The organism is Geomonas propionica, from assembly GCF_016458235.1.
GTDB classification, from domain to species: domain Bacteria; phylum Desulfobacterota; class Desulfuromonadia; order Geobacterales; family Geobacteraceae; genus Geomonas; species Geomonas propionica.
In genome coordinates this window covers 1-15,218 of record NZ_JAEMHK010000003.1, presented here as the reverse complement: position 1 = coordinate 15,218, position 15,218 = coordinate 1, and the positions used below count along the sequence as shown (strand labels likewise).

Here is a 15,218-nt window from a genome sequence, read left to right as displayed (position 1 = left end):
GCGCACGAATATATTGCGCATCAACAATACACCATATAGAATGCCTATGAGTGCTACGCTGGCCTACGCCAAAAAAGAGGTCTACAGTTCAGGCCTCATCGTGGAGGCGGTGATCTGGCAGCTTCCACAACCGACAACCGAGCGCCCACATGGCTTGAAGTACCGTCTATACTGCGGCCACAGTGGCAGATGCATCGTCCGTTACGACAACGAGACTGGCAAAGGCGACCACGTGCACTACGGGAGACATGAGAAGGATTACTGCTTCTCTTCGGTCCAGCACCTCATTCGGGATTTTTACTACGATATCGAACGGCTAGCAGGAGATCTTCTATGACTAAGGCAATAATAGGCATAGCCAATTTCAAAGATACACACAACGAGCTGTTGGACATTGCAGCACGCCTCGATAACGGAGAACGTCTGCCCGATGCAGATTACCAACTTAATTTTGCAACGGCATCGCAGCTCTTCACTGAAATTACCCCAAAGAGGCTTGAACTTCTGGACACTTTGAAGCGGACTGGCCCCCAATCGGTCTACCGCCTTGCCAAGACATTGCGGCGAAACTACAGCAACGTACATAGCTCTGTGGTCGGTTTACTCGGGCTGGGCTTGATTGCCAAGGACGCCAACGACAAGGTTTATGTTCCGTGGGATGACGTCGAGATACACGTGTCCCTCTCAAGATCAATCGCGGCATAACTTCGGAGTCCCCTGATGTCCCTACGCAGCCTGCGCATCCTCACCGCCGTCGCCAGCAAGGGCAGTTTTGCCGCGGCGGCGGAACAACTCTGCCTGACCCAATCCGCCATCAGCCTGCAGATGAAAAACCTGGAAGCAGAACTGGGCGTGCCCCTTTTCGAGCGCACCGGCAGGGGCACCAAGCTGAACCTGAACGGCAAACTGGTCGTGGAGCGCGCCCGCGAGATCCTCGACCTCTATGACGGCATCAGGACGGAACTGTCGCCCTCAGGGGCCATCAGGGGCGTGTTGACCCTGGGCGCCGTCCCCACGGTGATCACCGGCGCGCTCCCCCCGGTCCTGGGCCGTCTGCGTCAGGACCACCAGGAGATGCAGGTGCGGCTCGTCTCCGGCCTCTCGGCGGAGCTGGTTCGGCAAGTGGAGCAGGGGGACCTCGATGCCGCCCTGACTACCGAGCCCCCGTTCGCCGTCCCGGTGCAGTACCAGTGGCAGCCCTACGACGCGGAGCCCTGCTTCGTGGTCGCCCCCAAAGGGAGCGTGGCCGCCACCGCCGCTGAACTCTTCGCGGCCTATCCCTTCGTGCGCTTCGACAAGACCGCGTGGGCGGGCGCGCTGACGGATGCACAGTTGCTGGCCCAGGGGATTCGCCCGCGCGAGGTGATGGAGGTAGATTCCCTGGAGGCGGCGACCACGCTTGTGCAAGAGGGACTGGGGATAGCGGTAGTGCCGTTGAACCGGCGCCGGCTCGAAGAGGCGCAAGCTCATTTCACGCTGACGCCGTTCGGTTCACCACAGTTGACCCGACGGGTCGGCATGTACCAGAAACGCCACCACCCGCGCCTCGCGCTGACCCAACTGGTGCTGGACGGGTTGTGCCGGGAGTGCGGATACTTAAAAAACACTTGAGCGACGCCCAAGTATTATGAACTTTTTCCTCATGTGACCACGTGCTACCCTCGTTCCACCAACTGGTAGAAGGAGAGCAGCTTGATCCCCATCGTTAACGCCCTCACCCCCGTACTGTCGCTGATACTGGTCGGCTTCCTGATCAGGCGCAGCGAATTCCTTTCCCCTTCCTTCTGGCCCTGCGCCGAGAGACTCACCTATTTCCTGCTGATGCCCGCCGCACTCATCCACAGCCTGGCAGGCAAAAAGATCGGCTCGCTCCCCTGGTTCGGCATCCTCCTCACCGTCGAAGGTGTCGTCGCCGCCAGCGCGCTCCTGGTGATTCTTTGGGGAGCCGCCAACCGGCGCATGGGGGGCGGCGTCTTCACCTCGCTGTTTCAAGGCGGCGTCCGCTTCAACACCTTCGTGGCGCTGGCGCTGGCCGAAAGCCTCTTCGGCAGGGACGGCCTCTTCCTGGCAGCCCTGGGCGCGGGCTTCATGATCGTGCTCATCAACGTGCTCTGCGTCTCCGCCTTCTCGTTGACCGTCGGCAACGGCGCGGGGCTTGATCTCAAGCGCCTGGGCGTCGACCTCGTGCGCAACCCGCTGATCATCGGCTGCCTGCTGGGCATAGGCGTCAGCGCGTCGGGGTGGCAACTCCCCGCCGCGGTGGACGGCACCCTTGCCCTGGCCGGGAAAGCGGCCTTCCCCGTGGGGCTCATGGCGGTGGGGGCGGCGTATCGGGCCGGCAACCTGGCCCGGCACTGGCAACCGCTACTGGTGAGCTGCAGCATCCAGTTTCTCTGCAAGCCGGTGCTCGCCTGGTGGCTCACCGCGGCCACCGGCCTGACCGGCGCGGCGGCGGGTGCCGTGCTGCTCCTTTTCAGCGTCCCCACTTCGCCGGCCTCGTACATCCTCTCCCGGCAGATGGGAGGCGACCACGACAGCATGGCCTCCATCATCACCGCGCAGACCTGCCTCTCCTTCGTAACGCTCCCGGTCACGATGTGGGTGCTCCTCTGAATCCCGGGTAAAAAAAAACGGGCGCCCATATCGGGTCGCCCGTTTTCCATCCTTCGCCCGTCCGGGCGCTACCCTGCTAGCCGGCCACCGGCGCCTTGGCCAGGTCCGTTTTCAAGAGCTTGTCTATCTCCTTTTTGAGCAGGGTCTTCTGCTCATCGGACATGACGGAGAGTACGCTCCTCTCGATGCGCAGCGATTCCCCCTCGAAGCCGAGCTTGTTGAGCTTCATCAGGTCGGTGGCGAAGATCGGGATGTCGATCTGTTTCAGGTCGTCACCTTTCACGTCTGGTAACTCCCTCCTCATCACCTGCTCATTTAATGATGCTTCTCAAAAGCATTGTTCACATTTCAAAATTAATACAGTCCCGCGACACTACTTGATGAACTTTGATACATATTGAAGTCGCGTCTGCCAGTATTGTGAGTAATGTTTTATATACAAAAACAGTTTATATGGCAAACACAATATGGCCGGCGATGAGGCAACATCCAGATGGTCCTCGAGTTAAGGGGGCCGTTTCTGCCCACCCCGCTGCCGTCACCATCGCAAGCGCGCCACGAAGCACCGGTAGCTGTGTTGTCACTACTCGGCAAGACTCTATTTAAGGTTGAATGAAAAACGTCCGATACAGTGCATGAGTGAGAAAACTTGCTTCATTATCTCACCCAAAGCATCCTGACAGTCTCAGGGAGAAGATGATGTTCGATGACGTGAAGGTGATCCTGGCCGATGACGACCCCCTCAACCTCGACATGCTCGAGAAGATGCTGCAGCAATTCGAATGCACCCTGATCAAAACCGGTAACGGGCAGGAACTGCTGGAAGCCATCTCGGCCCACCCGCAGGTGGACCTGATCATCATGGACCTGAACATGCCGATAATGGACGGTTATCAGGTCCTGCGGCGGGTCAAACAGGACGTGCATTGGCACGACATACCTGTGGTCGTGGTCACAGCGGACAGCACCGAGGTGGCAAACGTGCTGGAGTTGGGCGCCAACGACTTCCTCAGCAAGCCCTTCAACCTGAGCGAGTTGCGCCACCGGGTCATGAACCAGATCCGCAATAAGAGGCTTGCCGATTTCGCCAAGGACACCAACGCGGTCCTGGAAGTGGAAGTGGCCAAAAGAACCGCCGCCCTGCAGCAGGCGCTGGCCAAAGCCCTGCAGACGGAGTACGAGATCTCGTTGCGCCTGGGACGGGCGGCGGAGTTCAGGGACCAGGAGACGGGATCGCACCTGAAGTGCATCAGCCAGCTTTCCAAGCGGCTGGGCCAGCTGGCCGGCATCCCCGGCGAGCAGTGCGATATTCTTTACTTCGCCTCGCTATTGCACGACGTGGGCAAGATCGGCATTCCCGACTCGATACTGCTCAAGCCGGGTAAGCTCGCGCCGGAGGAGTTCGCGACCATGAAGGAGCATACCGTGATCGGCGGGAAGATCATGTCCGGGGCCAGGGACTACCCGGTGATCGAGGCGGGAAGGGTGATCGCGCTGCAACACCACGAGAAATGGGATGGGACGGGGTATCCGTACGGGCTCAAGGGGGACGAGATACACATCTTCGCGCGGGTGGTATCCATCGTGGACGTCTTCGATGCCCTGCTGACCGAGAGGGTCTACAAGCGGGCCTTCAGCATAGAGGAAACCACACAGATCATGAGCGAGGAAAGCGGCAAGGCCTTCGACCCGCAGATGTTCGGGCTGTTCTTCGCACACTTGGAGGAGTTCCACACCCTCCAGCAGAGCATCCACACCGACGCCCTCCCCATCACCAGCATCACCGAGATGATCCGTTAGCCTCCGGCGCACCCGCCCGCCGTCCCCCCCCGCTTCGCAGCCCAGTTGCCGGTCATCCCCGCGACGGCTGCCGCCGCTCCCTGGTGCGGACGCGCTGCAGCTTCTGGCCCAGGTCCGCGAGGCGATACGGCTTCTGGATGAACCCCGCCAGCCCCCTGCCGATGAACCTCTCGGTGATCTCCTGCTCGCTGAAGCCACTGGAAAGGATCACCTGCACCTGGGGGTCCAGCGACCGCAGCTGCTGCAGGGCCTGCTCCCCGTCCATGTGTGGCATGGTGAGGTCGAGGATCACGCAGTCCACCTCGTCCCGATGCTGCTGGAACATGTCCACGGCGACCGAGCCGTCCTCCGCGGTGAGCACGCTGTAGCCAAGGCTCTCCAGCATCTCCCGGCCGAGGCTGCGGATCGCCTCCTCGTCGTCGACCAGCAGCACGGTGCCGGATCCGCAAGCCGCAATGCCACCGTGGCCCGGGCGCGCGGGCTGCCGCAGCTCGCCCTGGTACGCGGGGAGGTACACCCGAAACAGGGAGCCGCGCCCAGGTTCACTGAGCACCTCGATGGTCCCCCGGTGCCCCCGGACGATACCGAGGACGGCGGCCATCCCCAGCCCCCGCCCGGTGAACTTGGTGGTGAAAAAGGGGTCGAAGATTTTGCCCAGGGTCTCCTGGTCCATGCCGCAGCCGTCGTCGGCCACCTCCAAGTAGACGTAGGGGCCTGCCTGGAGCCGGTCGGTAAGCCACAACCGGGACAGCTCCGCTTCGTCCAGCCTGCGGGTGCCGGTCCTGACCGAGATCACGCCGGTGTGGTCGCCGATCGCCTCCGAGGCATTGATGACGAGGTTCATGATGACCTGGCGGATCTGCGTCGCGTCCACCTCGAGCGGAGGGAGGTCGTGGTCTAGCTCCAGGCGCATCTCGGCCTTCTTGGAAATGGAGACCTCCAGCATGTGGCTCATCTCCCTGATGACCGCGTTCACATCCAGGACCTCGATGACGAAGCTTCCCTTCCCGGAGTAGGCGAGCATCTGCTGAGCCAGGTCCGCCGCTCGTTGCGACGACTTCTCTATGTTCTGCAGGTTGGTGCGCACCGGGGATTCCTGCGGCAGCCGAAGCAGCGCCAGCTCGGCGTTGCCCATGATCGCCATGAGGATGTTGTTGAAGTCGTGGGCGATGCCGCCGGCCAGGACTCCCAGGCTCTCCAGCTTCTGGACATGGAGGATCTGGGCTTCCATCTGCTTTTTCTCCTCGCCCAGGCGCCTTTCATCGGTGATGTCCCGCCCCACCACCAGGAGGTGCTTCTTGTCCTTCATCAGCAGTCGGGACAGGCTGTAGGACATGGCCACGTCTTTGCCGAAGCTGGTATGCAGGTCCACGTCGCGCACCCGGGCCACGCCATCTTCCAGCACCTGTTCGGCAACCGCCAGCAGGCCGCTTTCCCGCCACGAACGCAGGTGGCGGAAGTTCTGCTCCTGCATCACCTCCACCGGCCCGCCCGCGATCTCCCCCGTCGCCTGGTTCAGCAGGATGCACTGCCCCGTTGTTCCGTCGAAGATGCGGATCCCCATGGGGGAGTAGCGCATCAGCGACTCGAACAGCAGCAGGTTCTCCTGCCGCTCCTCCTCGCTCTTTCTGTGCTCGGTGATGTCCCTGGTTATCCCCAGCAGGGAGACGATGTCGCCGTGATCGTTGCGGAAGGGGACGGCATGGGTGTCCAGCCAGACCCGCCTCCCTTTGAGCCCGGTGGTCTCGAACACCAGGTTCCCGGCAATGCCGCGGAAGACGTTCTCGGTCAACTCGACGAAGGCCTCCCGGTACTCGGGGGCGACCAGGGGATAGATGCACTCCCCCTGCACCTGGGCCAGGGAATCCGCCTCGATCATGGCGAGACCGGCGCTGTTCATCATCTGCAGGCGCCCCTCGCGATCGAGCATTTTCACGCACTCGGGTTCGGTCTGGATGACGGTGTTCAAAAACGCCTCGCTCCGGGCCAGTGCTTCTTCCCTGGCGTGCAACTGCTCGGCCATGGCGTCGAAGGTGCGCGCCAGGCTTCCCAGTTCGCCTCCCACCACCAGCGCGGCAACCTTGACCTGGGCATCCCCCCCCGCGAGTCTTTCCGAGGCGCCCTCCAGCACGCGGATGCGATCTCCGATGCAGCGCTTCCCGATCAAAATGGCGCAGCCACAGGCGAGAAAGAGGACCGAGGAAAGCAACAACATGCTCCGGGTCAGGGCGCGGCTGGCTTCCCGGGTAGCCACGTCGACCGGGATGCCGGCGGTGACGTACAAGTAGGGGGTGGCCTCACCCGGCAGCCGCAGCCGCCGGTAAGAGATGATCCTGCTGTCCCCTTGCAGCCCCGGCCGCATCTCGGTACCGGTTTCCGGTCCTCGCTGGATGTTGGCGAAGGCCGCCGCCGGGTACGGCTTGCCGACGTAGCGCTCGGGGTCCACCCCCCGGGCCAGGATGATCCCCTTATGATCCAGGATCACGAAGCTCGCCCCCTGGGGGAGATTCATCTGCTTCGGCAGTTGCCGGTAGCCGTCGATGTTGATGCTGACCCCGATCACCCCCACGACCCGCCCCCCCTGGTCCTTGAGCGGGTATCCCAGGTTGAATATGGGCTTGGTGACGATCCGGCTCACGATGTACTCCCCAGAGGAGAGCCTGCCGCTGGCCACGGCGCTCTTGAAGAAGCGCCGCGTGCTGACGTCGATCGGCGAGCTCATGGGGGCGGCGCTCGCCCACATCATCCCCCTCGAGTCGGCGATGGTGATATTGGCGTACATCGGGTTCAGCCTGAGCAGGTCCCTCAGGATAGGCTCCACCCTCGACCGGTCACGGTGCTTCACCTCGGGAAGCTGCGCCAGCGAGGTCATCAACTGCTCGGCCGCCATCATCAGGTTGCGCTGCTCGGTCGCGATCCGTTCGCTCAGCTGCAGGGTTTCCTGGCGGGCCTGGTCGAGCATGGTATTGCGAAACTCGAGGCCGGAATAAAAAATCACCCCGGCCGCGGGCAGGGCGACCACGAACACGATGAGCAGCAGCAAAAAACGGATCGACAGTGAGGACGGGCGGAACATCAGACCTCTCTTGGCTCAATGAGTACGGGCATTGACAAAACACCTGCAAAGGATTTATCTATCCTAACAGAAATAATATCAATCCCAAATGTGACATTGCGAAAGAGAGTGTGCCAGATGTCATTCCTTCCTCGGACTCACACAGCTCCAGACTGTCGTCCTTCTTGCAATGCCGCATGCTACTGCTATGTTCGCTGGCACGAGGTACTGTCATGAGCCTCTACAGTGAGTTTTGTCTGCCTCATCTCACCGGCTGCGTCTGCGGACTGAAGGCGCTGGCCCGGCAACGGGAACTCATCGTCCCGCTGGCGCATGGGCGTGTGCTGGAGGTGGGGATGGGGACGGCGCTGAACCTTCCCTTTTACGACAGGGAGAAGGTGAGCTGCATCTGGGGGTTGGAGCCGTCGCCGGGGATGCGCAGGGCGGCGGAGAAAAACGTGCGGCGCAGCGGGTTGCCGGTGCGCTGGCTCGACCTGCCGGCCGCGGCGATCCCGCTGGCGGACGGCAGCGTCGACACGGTGCTGTCCACCTTCACCTTGTGCAGCATAACCGACTGGAGGGGAGCCCTGGCGGAGATGCGGCGCGTGCTCGCGCCGCAAGGGAGGTTGTTGTTCTGCGAGCACGGGGCCGCGCCCGACGAGGGGGTGCTCAAATGGCAGCGGCGGATCACCCCGTGGTGGCAGCATCTCGCCGGGGGATGCCGCCTGGACCGCCCCATCCCGGCGCTGATCGCCGACTCGGGGTTCAGGGTGGTCGCGCTCGACGCGGGGTACGCGGAGGGGGTGCCCAGGCTCGCCGGGTACACCTATCGCGGCTGCGCGGAAAAGGGGTGAGGTCAGGGGCGGGCCTCGCCCCACATGGCGCGCAGCCTGCCGGCGCTGTACTCCAGGAAGGCGGGGTCCGGCGTGAAGACCTCGAGGGTGATGGTGCCGTCATATCCCGCCCGCTTCAAGGTGGCGAGATGCTTGGCGACATCGATGGTCCCGGCGCCGAGGGGGAGGTGGAGGTCGGCGTCCCCCCCGATCACATTGGCGCTTTGTAATCGACCAGGGATTTATACCATCCTTCGGGCGTCAATGCACCTGCGCAGCGATAAGAAGCGTCCCTTTCGCCCGTATCGGATCCCATCTTACATCACCGGGGCTTGCCCCCCCCTTTCCGCGCCAGTGGGCCGCAGCCTCAGGTACTCCTTCGCGGCCTTTTTCGCCTGCCGCATCACCCCCGCCGACCGCAGGGTGAAGCGGGTGTCCATGGGCACGCCGCCGCTTGCCAACACCTTGGCAGTCCAGGTGTTGCAGGTATGGGTGATGAGATAGTGCCCCTCCCCCTTGAAGAACCGGTATTCGCCGTGCGCTCCCCCCTTCAACGGGTACGGACGCTGTGCCGCGTCCAGCTTAAAGCTGGCGCGCAGCTGGTCCTTCAGGTGTTTCAATCCCGTCTGTGACAACTTGAGCTCCACCATTTCGGCACCGGGGAACTGCACGGCCGGCGCGGCCGGCATGGAGAAGACATGCATGACGCTCGGGTTGCTCCAAAACACCGCCTTCAGAAAGATCGGCACCGTGATCTTGTCGGCCTGGTAGAACTCCGCCTCCCCCCAGCCGAACTCGTAGTAGCGGCCGGGACGCAGGTACCCCTTGAGAAAGCCCAGTTCGCTGCCGAGGTCGTCGCTCGAGAGCGCGATGCCGGCGTGCCAGCCGTGGGCGATCACATAGATGGAGCGCTCTTCGCCCCTGGTTGCCGGCAGGTACTGCCATTTCTTTCCGGCCGCGCACCCGCTCACCCCCCAGAAAAGCGCGACCAGCAGTACAACCAGCCCTGGTCGCGCCAGTGTGCCCCAAAGTCTCTCCAGAAGCGCAGCAACCGCCGCTTGTCTTTCCATGTAGACCTCCCGACGCCGCAGTGTCAGAAGCCACCCTTTGCGTCACGCGGAGATCTTACCAAGCCCCCTGAAGCCGTCAACGCGGGCACTGCGGGCTTCACTGTCCGGCGTGGCCGCATTGACAGCCGGACCTCAGGTGCTAGCATGGCGTAGTCATTAATAATCACTAATACCCGTCACATGCAGAGCCCACTGGAAGAGGCCAAAGCCACGTGAGATACCTTTTCAAATACATGCGCCACAAATCCATCATCAAGAGGATGACCTGGCGCAGGCTTTATAACTGCCTCCTGCTGTGCCAGGAGCTGAAGGCACGCAAGGCACTCGTAAACTCATCTCCTGTCGTCGCACGCATCAATACCTATCCGCTTTGCAACCTGAACTGCACCGCCTGCCAGAGGATCGCAAGCAACACCGCTACGACCGGCACCGAAATGATGACGCTCTCCCAGTACCAGGAAATACTGGATCAACTAGCGCCTCACCTGTTGTTGGTCGTTCTCTACGACGAAGGGGAGCCGCTGCTGCATCCACAGCTGCCGGAAATCATCAGGTGTACGCACAGCCGCAACATCTCGACCAGCATCAGCACCAATCTCGCCATGACTCTCTCCGATGACTACCTGCTGGACCTCATGACTTCCGGGCTGGACCGCATGACGGTATCGATGGACGGCTTCACCCAGCCGATCTACGGGCGTTACCGGATCGGCGGAAGCGTGGCAACGCTCAAAGAAAACCTGGAGCGGCTCTTGCGGGTGAGAAAGCGGACCGGCAGCAAGACCAGCGTCGAGGTCCAGTTCATCGACTTCGGCTTCAATGCACACGAAATGGGAGACGTGAAAAGCTACGCCCGGCGCGTGGGAGCCGACACCTTCCGGGCGCTGCCGTCCTCCATCTACGGGATGGAAGAGTACCTGGCCCACCGGGGCATGACCCTGACCGAGGGGGAGCACTTGACCTGCGGGTGCCTGGACCTCTGGAGCATCGCCCATATCAGCAGTGACGGCCGGCTGTTTCCCTGCGATTTCGGGGAAGACAACGGGATGGCGGCGGTGGGAAACGTCTTGCGGGAAGATTTCGCGGCACTTTGGAACTCACCGCGCATGAGGCAGGCGCGTGCGTACTTTGCAGGGTCCGATACTGTTTTCGATACCTCCCTGTGCAGGAGGTGTCCCTCCGCCAACCGGGCACCGTGGTTTTTGAGATAGCTGCACCAAGTTCTCGTGTCAAAGGAGCCGCACATTGAAGATCTGGATAGATCTAAGCGCTGCGCCCGACCCTTACTTCTTCCGGCCGATCATCAGAAGGTTACACAGTATCGGTCACGAGACGCTCATCACGTCGCGGGAGTACAACGAGACCGTACAAATCGCCCGACACTGCCAGTTCCAATTCGAAGTAGTGGGGCGTAACGGAGATGAACGGCTGCTGGACAAGATGAAGTGTACCTGGCTGAGGGCTTTGCAACTGGCGCGCTTTGCCAGGAAATTCCGTCCCGACGTCGCGGTCAGCTTCAACTCGTACTCCCAGGGTCTGGTGGCCAAACTGCTCGGAATCCGTTTCGTGACTTTCATGGACTACGAGTACCACCCTTTGACCTACCTCGCCTTCTGTCTGGCGGATGACGTTGTCATCCCTGCCGGCTACGACGCCGCCATGCTGTCAAAACAGGCGGGACAGGGAGAAGTACTGCACCGTTTCGATGGGTTGAAAGAGGACATTGCGGTAACTACGTTCACCCCCCATGAAGAAACCCGCCAACAGCTCGAACGGCTCGGCATCCGCAGTTCACAGGTCCTGGCGACCGTTCGCCCTCCTCCTGACAGCAGCTGCTACCACCGGTTCAACAACGAGCTTTTTTACGACCTGGTCTCTTTCCTGGCCGACCAACCGAAGGTGAAAATCCTTTACCTACCCAGGGACGCTTCCCAGCGGGAGAAAGCCAAGGCTCTCCGCCTCGACAACCTGGTCACCCCACCCTTCTTCATGGATGGTCATCAACTGGTCTATCATTCCGACCTGGTCATAAGTGCCGGGGGATCCATGAACCGCGAGGCCGTCGCCCTGGGCGTTCCGGCATACACTACTTTCCAAGGGCAGATGGCTGGGGTCGACAAGGCTCTGATAGAGGCAGGACTGCTCAAATATATCGGCTCATCCGGGGACTTCGGCAAGATCAACGTGGAAAAGTGTAAGCACCGAGGCCCGGTGCACGGTAACCCCGAGTTGGTGCAGCGGTTCACCGAGATCATCTGCGCGGACCGTCCATGATGGGCGGCAGGGTATCCTCGAACATCCCCCTGTCATCCCGCGGATTCTCGATTGGCACGGCTCAAGCCATTGCCATGCCTGCGCAGGACAGCGGCAATCCGGCATGCAGCCTTCCCGTCGCCATAAAGGTCGCGGCAGCAACCGGAATCACCCTGACTGGATGAATTCCGAAGCAGATCACGTCCCGCAGCAACAACTTTCCCGCAGTCGGTACCCACCATGCGCACATTCCCGGCCACAACCGCTTCCGGGCGTTCGGTCACATCGCGAATAACCAGCACATGCTTGCCGAGCGAGGGAGCCTCTTCCTGCAACCCGCCCGAGTCCGTGATGATGAGGCGGGAGCGATTTATCAGGTAGACAAAGGGAAGGTACTCGACCGGTGCTACGAGGTGGATGTTGGGATACGAGCCGCCTCCGAGAAGGCGGTGCACGGGTTCCCGAACGTTCGGGTTCGGGTGCACCGGGTAAAGTATCTCAACATCGGCATCAGAGGTGGCTATCTCCGCCAGGGCTCGGCAGATATTTTCGATCCCCTCGCCGAAGTTTTCCCGACGATGGCAGGTAGCGATGATCAATTTCCTGGTTGGGTCCAGGAATGAGAACTGCTCCTCCAACTGCTCCTGCAAGGCACGGTCGCCGGCAATCCTCTTGGTAATCGACTGAAGGGCGTCGACGATGGTGTTGCCCGTCACGAAGATGGTCCCTCCGTCGATCCCCTCGCCCAGCAGGTTCGCCCTTGCTACCGATGTGGGCGCGAAATGCAGGTCGGCAACGGCCCCGGTCACCCGCCGGCATATTTCTTCAGGGAACGGCTGGTACTTTTGATACGTGCGCAGTCCCGCCTCCACGTGGCCGATGCCGATCCGGCTGAAACAACACGCTATGGCAGCGGCCATGGTCGTTGCCGTGTCGCCGTGCACCAGCACGATGTCAGGTTGCACTTGAGCCAGTACGGTCTTGAGCCCCTGCAAAACCTTCCCGCTCACATCGAAAAGGTCCTGCCCAGAACTCATCACGTCGAGGTTGAAGTCCGGTCTGATGTCGAAAAGATCAAGCACTTGCGCCAGCATCTGCCGATGTTGCCCGGTGACGCAGACAAGGCTCTGGAAGTCGCCGGGATTTCTTTCCAGTTCCATGATCACCGGCGCCATTTTTATCGCCTCCGGCCTGGTGCCGAAGACGGAGAGGATTTTGACCATGACCCGCCCCGATGCGGCTACGGGTAAGAGAAAGGGGGTAAAGCGAGAGGAATCTTAAGATCTTCCAGGCCCGTGCAGGCGCGCAAGATCTTAATATAACCCAAAGGCTCCTTTTAACAACCGCACGCCTCCTCGAGGGAACTACGCGATCATGTTCGTCGTCTCCAGGTTACGCGGGTCGCAAGGTTTTGTGCTTGTGGAAGTACCAGACGATAAATACCAGAGATGCAACGGGCTGAAAGCAAGAAAGACCGACACACAAAAGGACTTTGCTTCCAGTTTCAATTTTCATTTTTATCGCCAGATAAAGGGACCAGAAGAAAACGCCATAGATCGCTCCGATGGCGGACCAGATGAAAAGTGCGAAGAAAGGTGAATCCATAGCCTGCCTCCTTTACCAGCCACAGCCCAACGCTCAACCTTACAGTTCCGTGCCCGTCTGATCTAGGACTTTTGGGCAGGTCCAAGACGTGGTTATGCAGTCATGGCTGAGATTCGCTGAGCTCTTCATAGACGAGCCATTCGCCCGTGCTAGACGGCTTCACCAAAACCGACAGTGGGCTATGGTACTTCTTTAAGTTGGAGTAGCGATCAGCCTTGATACGTACTCCGTCACCATCGAAAGAATATGAAACATCGGCATAGGTACTGGTATCGCCTCTCAGTTTGGCAAGGGGCATCGACTTACGCAGGAGCTCCTTGTATGTTGGAGCGGGCATGGTCAATTCACGAATTTGCCCCGTAGGATATGTTCTTTTGTTTCGTATGACTGCCTCGTCCGAATACAGATCTGCAGCTGCTGGTTCAAATGCATGCTCAAGACTAACGTACCTTTCGAATAACCTCTTTGCTTTCGTAATGCGAACATCTTCCTTTAGCTCTGCTGCAGTAGTCACTTGAGCAAGCGTGGCAAAGGCAAGTAATAATGTGAGAAATATTTTCCCCTTCATTCGACACTCCTTTCAGTTCGCATAACGGGTGGGAGTTCACTGGACGGTTCTCGCCCCGCTTCAACTGCCTTGTTGGTACCTTTGGCTACACAAATGTCCAAATGTCGAACCGCCCCCCTCTTCTTCCGAGTTATTTCCTGTTTGATCCTATTTTTGCTTATATCTATTTGGTTCGTCGAAAAAGGTAATGTCAGCATAACCAGCATATATTTTGCCCGAATGTTTTACTCCTGCTGGGATGTAGTAAACATCTCCTTGTTTATACGTTCTTAATTCATCTGAAAATAACATATCAATTCGACCTCTTATTACAATACCTACCTGGGCACAATGCGAGTGTTCCGGCAGATCAATGTCTTCTTCGAACTCCATAAATATGACCTGATGATGTTCTGCCTGAGATAAAAAAGCTTTTACTCCGTTCAGCGGGATATCAGCTTCAGGTAATGTCATTATTGGTTCAGGAAAGATACTTTCCATATTAATCCCTTCCTCTTGTGACGCATAACGGCTTGACAGTTGACCCGCCAGTCCAGTTTTTTCGGGCGGGCGGCGTCCAACTGTCTGGTAGGGACATAACGCGATTTTTTCCAACACAAATGGGATACGGAGAGTTGCCGCTTCGACCTTCAACTCAAAACTAATCATGTTTCATTGAATGTGTTCTCGTTTATCGGATGCGCAGGAAAATTACCGTCAATGGTCGGCTTAAGTTCTATAGTATGACCACCATAGTTAGTATTTATTTGTTTCCCGTTTGCCCCATCGACCTCTGTGATGGTCTTTCTGACTTCAAGTAGTTTGTCCGCTATTGAAAAAGACGATTTTCTGTTAAAGCGTTTATTATCTGTATTCCAGTCAATCCCGTAAGCATAAACAACCTTGTAAGATCCCTCTGGTAACTGTTTCGCTTTGTAGGTGCTGCCTCTAGGAATATAGAAGTTACGAATCAGTACACTCTGGCTGTTATCAGTGTTAATTAGCTTAACCAATACATCCGTTTGAGTGCCATTGTTGACTTGGATTGTTGATAAAGAATCAGAAACATACACGCCACTTCCAAGCGGTTCAGCTCCCAATTGCAAGGATAATGCAGGCTTTTCAGGTTGTGAAGTTACAGTTCTGGTTATTTGTAGATCGTCAGTAGTTTGCTGCTTGTTAAAGAAACTAAGTAGCAAAATACCTGTAATTATAGATGCGATAAGTGCGGGCATGTAATTTTTCATAGATTCATTTCTCTTTTTATTTCTCGACCAACGGGTTGCGGGTGAGCGGCGGAGCGACCTTGCTTCCACAGACTCCTCCTCGCTCCTACTGACTCGCGCAGTCCGTCTCCACCCGTTTTGGATACTGTTACAGGCCCCCCTTTTGGGCATACACTTTCCTGTTAGTGTATGCTGGCCTTTGCGAGAAGCTTTTAT

At 59.0% G+C, this 15,218-nt stretch carries 17 protein-coding genes; 8 read left to right on the top strand and 9 right to left on the bottom strand.

Translation table 11 applies throughout. From position 1 onward, the window contains the following. Positions 1 to 46 precede the first annotated feature (46 nt). From JFN90_RS04735 to JFN90_RS04720, 4 genes are all read left to right on the top strand, one after another. Positions 47 to 337, top strand: coding sequence for a toxin-antitoxin system TumE family protein (locus JFN90_RS04735; protein WP_199393963.1), 291 nt, complete (start codon positions 47 to 49; stop codon positions 335 to 337). After that, positions 334 to 705, top strand: coding sequence for an HVO_A0114 family putative DNA-binding protein (locus JFN90_RS04730; protein ID WP_199393962.1), 372 nt, complete (start codon positions 334 to 336; stop codon positions 703 to 705). The genes JFN90_RS04735 and JFN90_RS04730 overlap by 4 nt, the downstream gene beginning before the upstream one ends. A 15-nt stretch (positions 706 to 720) precedes the next feature. After that, positions 721 to 1,611, top strand: coding sequence for a LysR family transcriptional regulator (locus JFN90_RS04725; protein ID WP_199393961.1), 891 nt, complete (start codon positions 721 to 723; stop codon positions 1,609 to 1,611). An 81-nt stretch (positions 1,612 to 1,692) separates the two neighbouring features. Continuing rightward, a complete protein-coding gene (locus tag JFN90_RS04720; RefSeq protein WP_199393960.1) occupies positions 1,693 to 2,613 on the top strand; it encodes an AEC family transporter in 921 nt (306 codons plus the stop codon). 76 nt (positions 2,614 to 2,689) lie between these two features. Here the strand turns inward: JFN90_RS04720 and JFN90_RS04715 are convergent, their stop codons facing one another. Continuing rightward, positions 2,690 to 2,896 carry a hypothetical protein gene (locus JFN90_RS04715; RefSeq protein ID WP_199393959.1) on the bottom strand — a complete coding sequence of 69 codons (207 nt, stop codon included), beginning with the start codon at positions 2,894 to 2,896 and terminating at the stop codon, positions 2,690 to 2,692. A 416-nt stretch (positions 2,897 to 3,312) separates the two neighbouring features. On the opposite strand from JFN90_RS04715, the gene JFN90_RS04710 reads away from it, so the two are divergent. Further along, positions 3,313 to 4,413, top strand: a complete 1,101-nt coding sequence (locus JFN90_RS04710) for an HD domain-containing phosphohydrolase (protein ID WP_199393958.1) — start codon at positions 3,313 to 3,315, stop codon at positions 4,411 to 4,413. Between the two features lie 52 nt (positions 4,414 to 4,465). On the opposite strand, the gene JFN90_RS04705 is transcribed toward JFN90_RS04710, so the two are convergent. Further along, the gene (locus tag JFN90_RS04705) at positions 4,466 to 7,489 is read right to left on the bottom strand and encodes a response regulator (RefSeq protein ID WP_199393957.1); all 3,024 of its coding nucleotides are present in this window, start codon (positions 7,487 to 7,489) and stop codon (positions 4,466 to 4,468) included. A 212-nt stretch (positions 7,490 to 7,701) separates the two neighbouring features. Here JFN90_RS04705 and JFN90_RS04700 point away from each other — a divergent pair, with 212 nt between their 5' ends. After that, the gene (locus tag JFN90_RS04700) at positions 7,702 to 8,322 is read left to right on the top strand and encodes a class I SAM-dependent methyltransferase (RefSeq protein WP_199393956.1); all 621 of its coding nucleotides are present in this window, start codon (positions 7,702 to 7,704) and stop codon (positions 8,320 to 8,322) included. A 2-nt stretch (positions 8,323 to 8,324) separates the two neighbouring features. Here JFN90_RS04700 and JFN90_RS04695 read toward each other — a convergent pair whose 3' ends face one another. Together JFN90_RS04695 and JFN90_RS04690 are read right to left on the bottom strand one after the other, a co-directional pair. Beyond that, the gene (locus tag JFN90_RS04695) at positions 8,325 to 8,516 is read right to left on the bottom strand and encodes a sugar phosphate isomerase/epimerase (RefSeq protein WP_236018875.1); all 192 of its coding nucleotides are present in this window, start codon (positions 8,514 to 8,516) and stop codon (positions 8,325 to 8,327) included. Between the two features lie 102 nt (positions 8,517 to 8,618). Then, on the bottom strand, positions 8,619 to 9,371 hold the full coding sequence (locus tag JFN90_RS04690; protein WP_199393955.1) for a DUF2459 domain-containing protein: 753 nt from the start codon (positions 9,369 to 9,371) through the stop codon (positions 8,619 to 8,621). Between the two features lie 212 nt (positions 9,372 to 9,583). On the opposite strand from JFN90_RS04690, the gene JFN90_RS04685 reads away from it, so the two are divergent. Then, positions 9,584 to 10,582 (top strand): radical SAM protein, encoded by a 999-nt coding sequence (locus tag JFN90_RS04685; protein ID WP_199393954.1) that lies wholly within the window; start codon positions 9,584 to 9,586, stop codon positions 10,580 to 10,582. 34 nt (positions 10,583 to 10,616) lie between these two features. Further along, positions 10,617 to 11,645 carry a DUF354 domain-containing protein gene (locus JFN90_RS04680; protein ID WP_199393953.1) on the top strand — a complete coding sequence of 343 codons (1,029 nt, stop codon included), beginning with the start codon at positions 10,617 to 10,619 and terminating at the stop codon, positions 11,643 to 11,645. Positions 11,646 to 11,677: 32 nt separating this feature from the next. Here JFN90_RS04680 and wecB read toward each other — a convergent pair whose 3' ends face one another. The 5 genes from wecB to JFN90_RS04655 form a co-directional block, all read right to left on the bottom strand. After that, positions 11,678 to 12,847, bottom strand: a complete 1,170-nt coding sequence (gene wecB, locus JFN90_RS04675; protein ID WP_199393952.1) for a non-hydrolyzing UDP-N-acetylglucosamine 2-epimerase — start codon at positions 12,845 to 12,847, stop codon at positions 11,678 to 11,680. A gap of 169 nt (positions 12,848 to 13,016) precedes the next feature. Next, positions 13,017 to 13,229, bottom strand: a complete 213-nt coding sequence (locus JFN90_RS04670) for a hypothetical protein (RefSeq protein WP_199393951.1) — start codon at positions 13,227 to 13,229, stop codon at positions 13,017 to 13,019. A gap of 100 nt (positions 13,230 to 13,329) precedes the next feature. Then, positions 13,330 to 13,797: a hypothetical protein gene (locus JFN90_RS04665; RefSeq protein WP_199393950.1), complete on the bottom strand. Its 468-nt coding sequence runs from the start codon at positions 13,795 to 13,797 to the stop codon at positions 13,330 to 13,332. 147 nt (positions 13,798 to 13,944) lie between these two features. Continuing rightward, on the bottom strand, positions 13,945 to 14,445 hold the full coding sequence (locus JFN90_RS04660; protein ID WP_236018874.1) for a cupin domain-containing protein: 501 nt from the start codon (positions 14,443 to 14,445) through the stop codon (positions 13,945 to 13,947). Next, entirely contained in the window at positions 14,442 to 15,092 is a 651-nt protein-coding gene (locus JFN90_RS04655; RefSeq protein WP_199393949.1) for a hypothetical protein, read from the bottom strand. The genes JFN90_RS04660 and JFN90_RS04655 overlap by 4 nt, the downstream gene beginning before the upstream one ends. Positions 15,093 to 15,218: the final 126 nt, after the last annotated feature.

What these genes read in the sequence shown, in the direction of transcription:
- JFN90_RS04735 (WP_199393963.1), top strand. Translation starts at nt 47, where the DNA reads ATGAGTGCTACGCTGGCCTACGCCAAAAAAGAGGTCTACAGTTCAGGC.
- JFN90_RS04730 (WP_199393962.1), top strand. Translation starts at nt 334, where the DNA reads ATGACTAAGGCAATAATAGGCATAGCCAATTTCAAAGATACACACAAC.
- JFN90_RS04725 (WP_199393961.1), top strand. Translation starts at nt 721, where the DNA reads ATGTCCCTACGCAGCCTGCGCATCCTCACCGCCGTCGCCAGCAAGGGC.
- JFN90_RS04710 (WP_199393958.1), top strand. Translation starts at nt 3,313, where the DNA reads ATGTTCGATGACGTGAAGGTGATCCTGGCCGATGACGACCCCCTCAAC.
- JFN90_RS04705 (WP_199393957.1), bottom strand. Translation starts at nt 7,489, where the DNA reads ATGTTCCGCCCGTCCTCACTGTCGATCCGTTTTTTGCTGCTGCTCATC.
- JFN90_RS04700 (WP_199393956.1), top strand. Translation starts at nt 7,702, where the DNA reads ATGAGCCTCTACAGTGAGTTTTGTCTGCCTCATCTCACCGGCTGCGTC.
- JFN90_RS04690 (WP_199393955.1), bottom strand. Translation starts at nt 9,371, where the DNA reads ATGGAAAGACAAGCGGCGGTTGCTGCGCTTCTGGAGAGACTTTGGGGC.
- wecB (WP_199393952.1), bottom strand. Translation starts at nt 12,847, where the DNA reads ATGGTCAAAATCCTCTCCGTCTTCGGCACCAGGCCGGAGGCGATAAAA.
- JFN90_RS04670 (WP_199393951.1), bottom strand. Translation starts at nt 13,229, where the DNA reads ATGGATTCACCTTTCTTCGCACTTTTCATCTGGTCCGCCATCGGAGCG.
- JFN90_RS04665 (WP_199393950.1), bottom strand. Translation starts at nt 13,797, where the DNA reads ATGAAGGGGAAAATATTTCTCACATTATTACTTGCCTTTGCCACGCTT.
- JFN90_RS04660 (WP_236018874.1), bottom strand. Translation starts at nt 14,445, where the DNA reads ATGATTAGTTTTGAGTTGAAGGTCGAAGCGGCAACTCTCCGTATCCCA.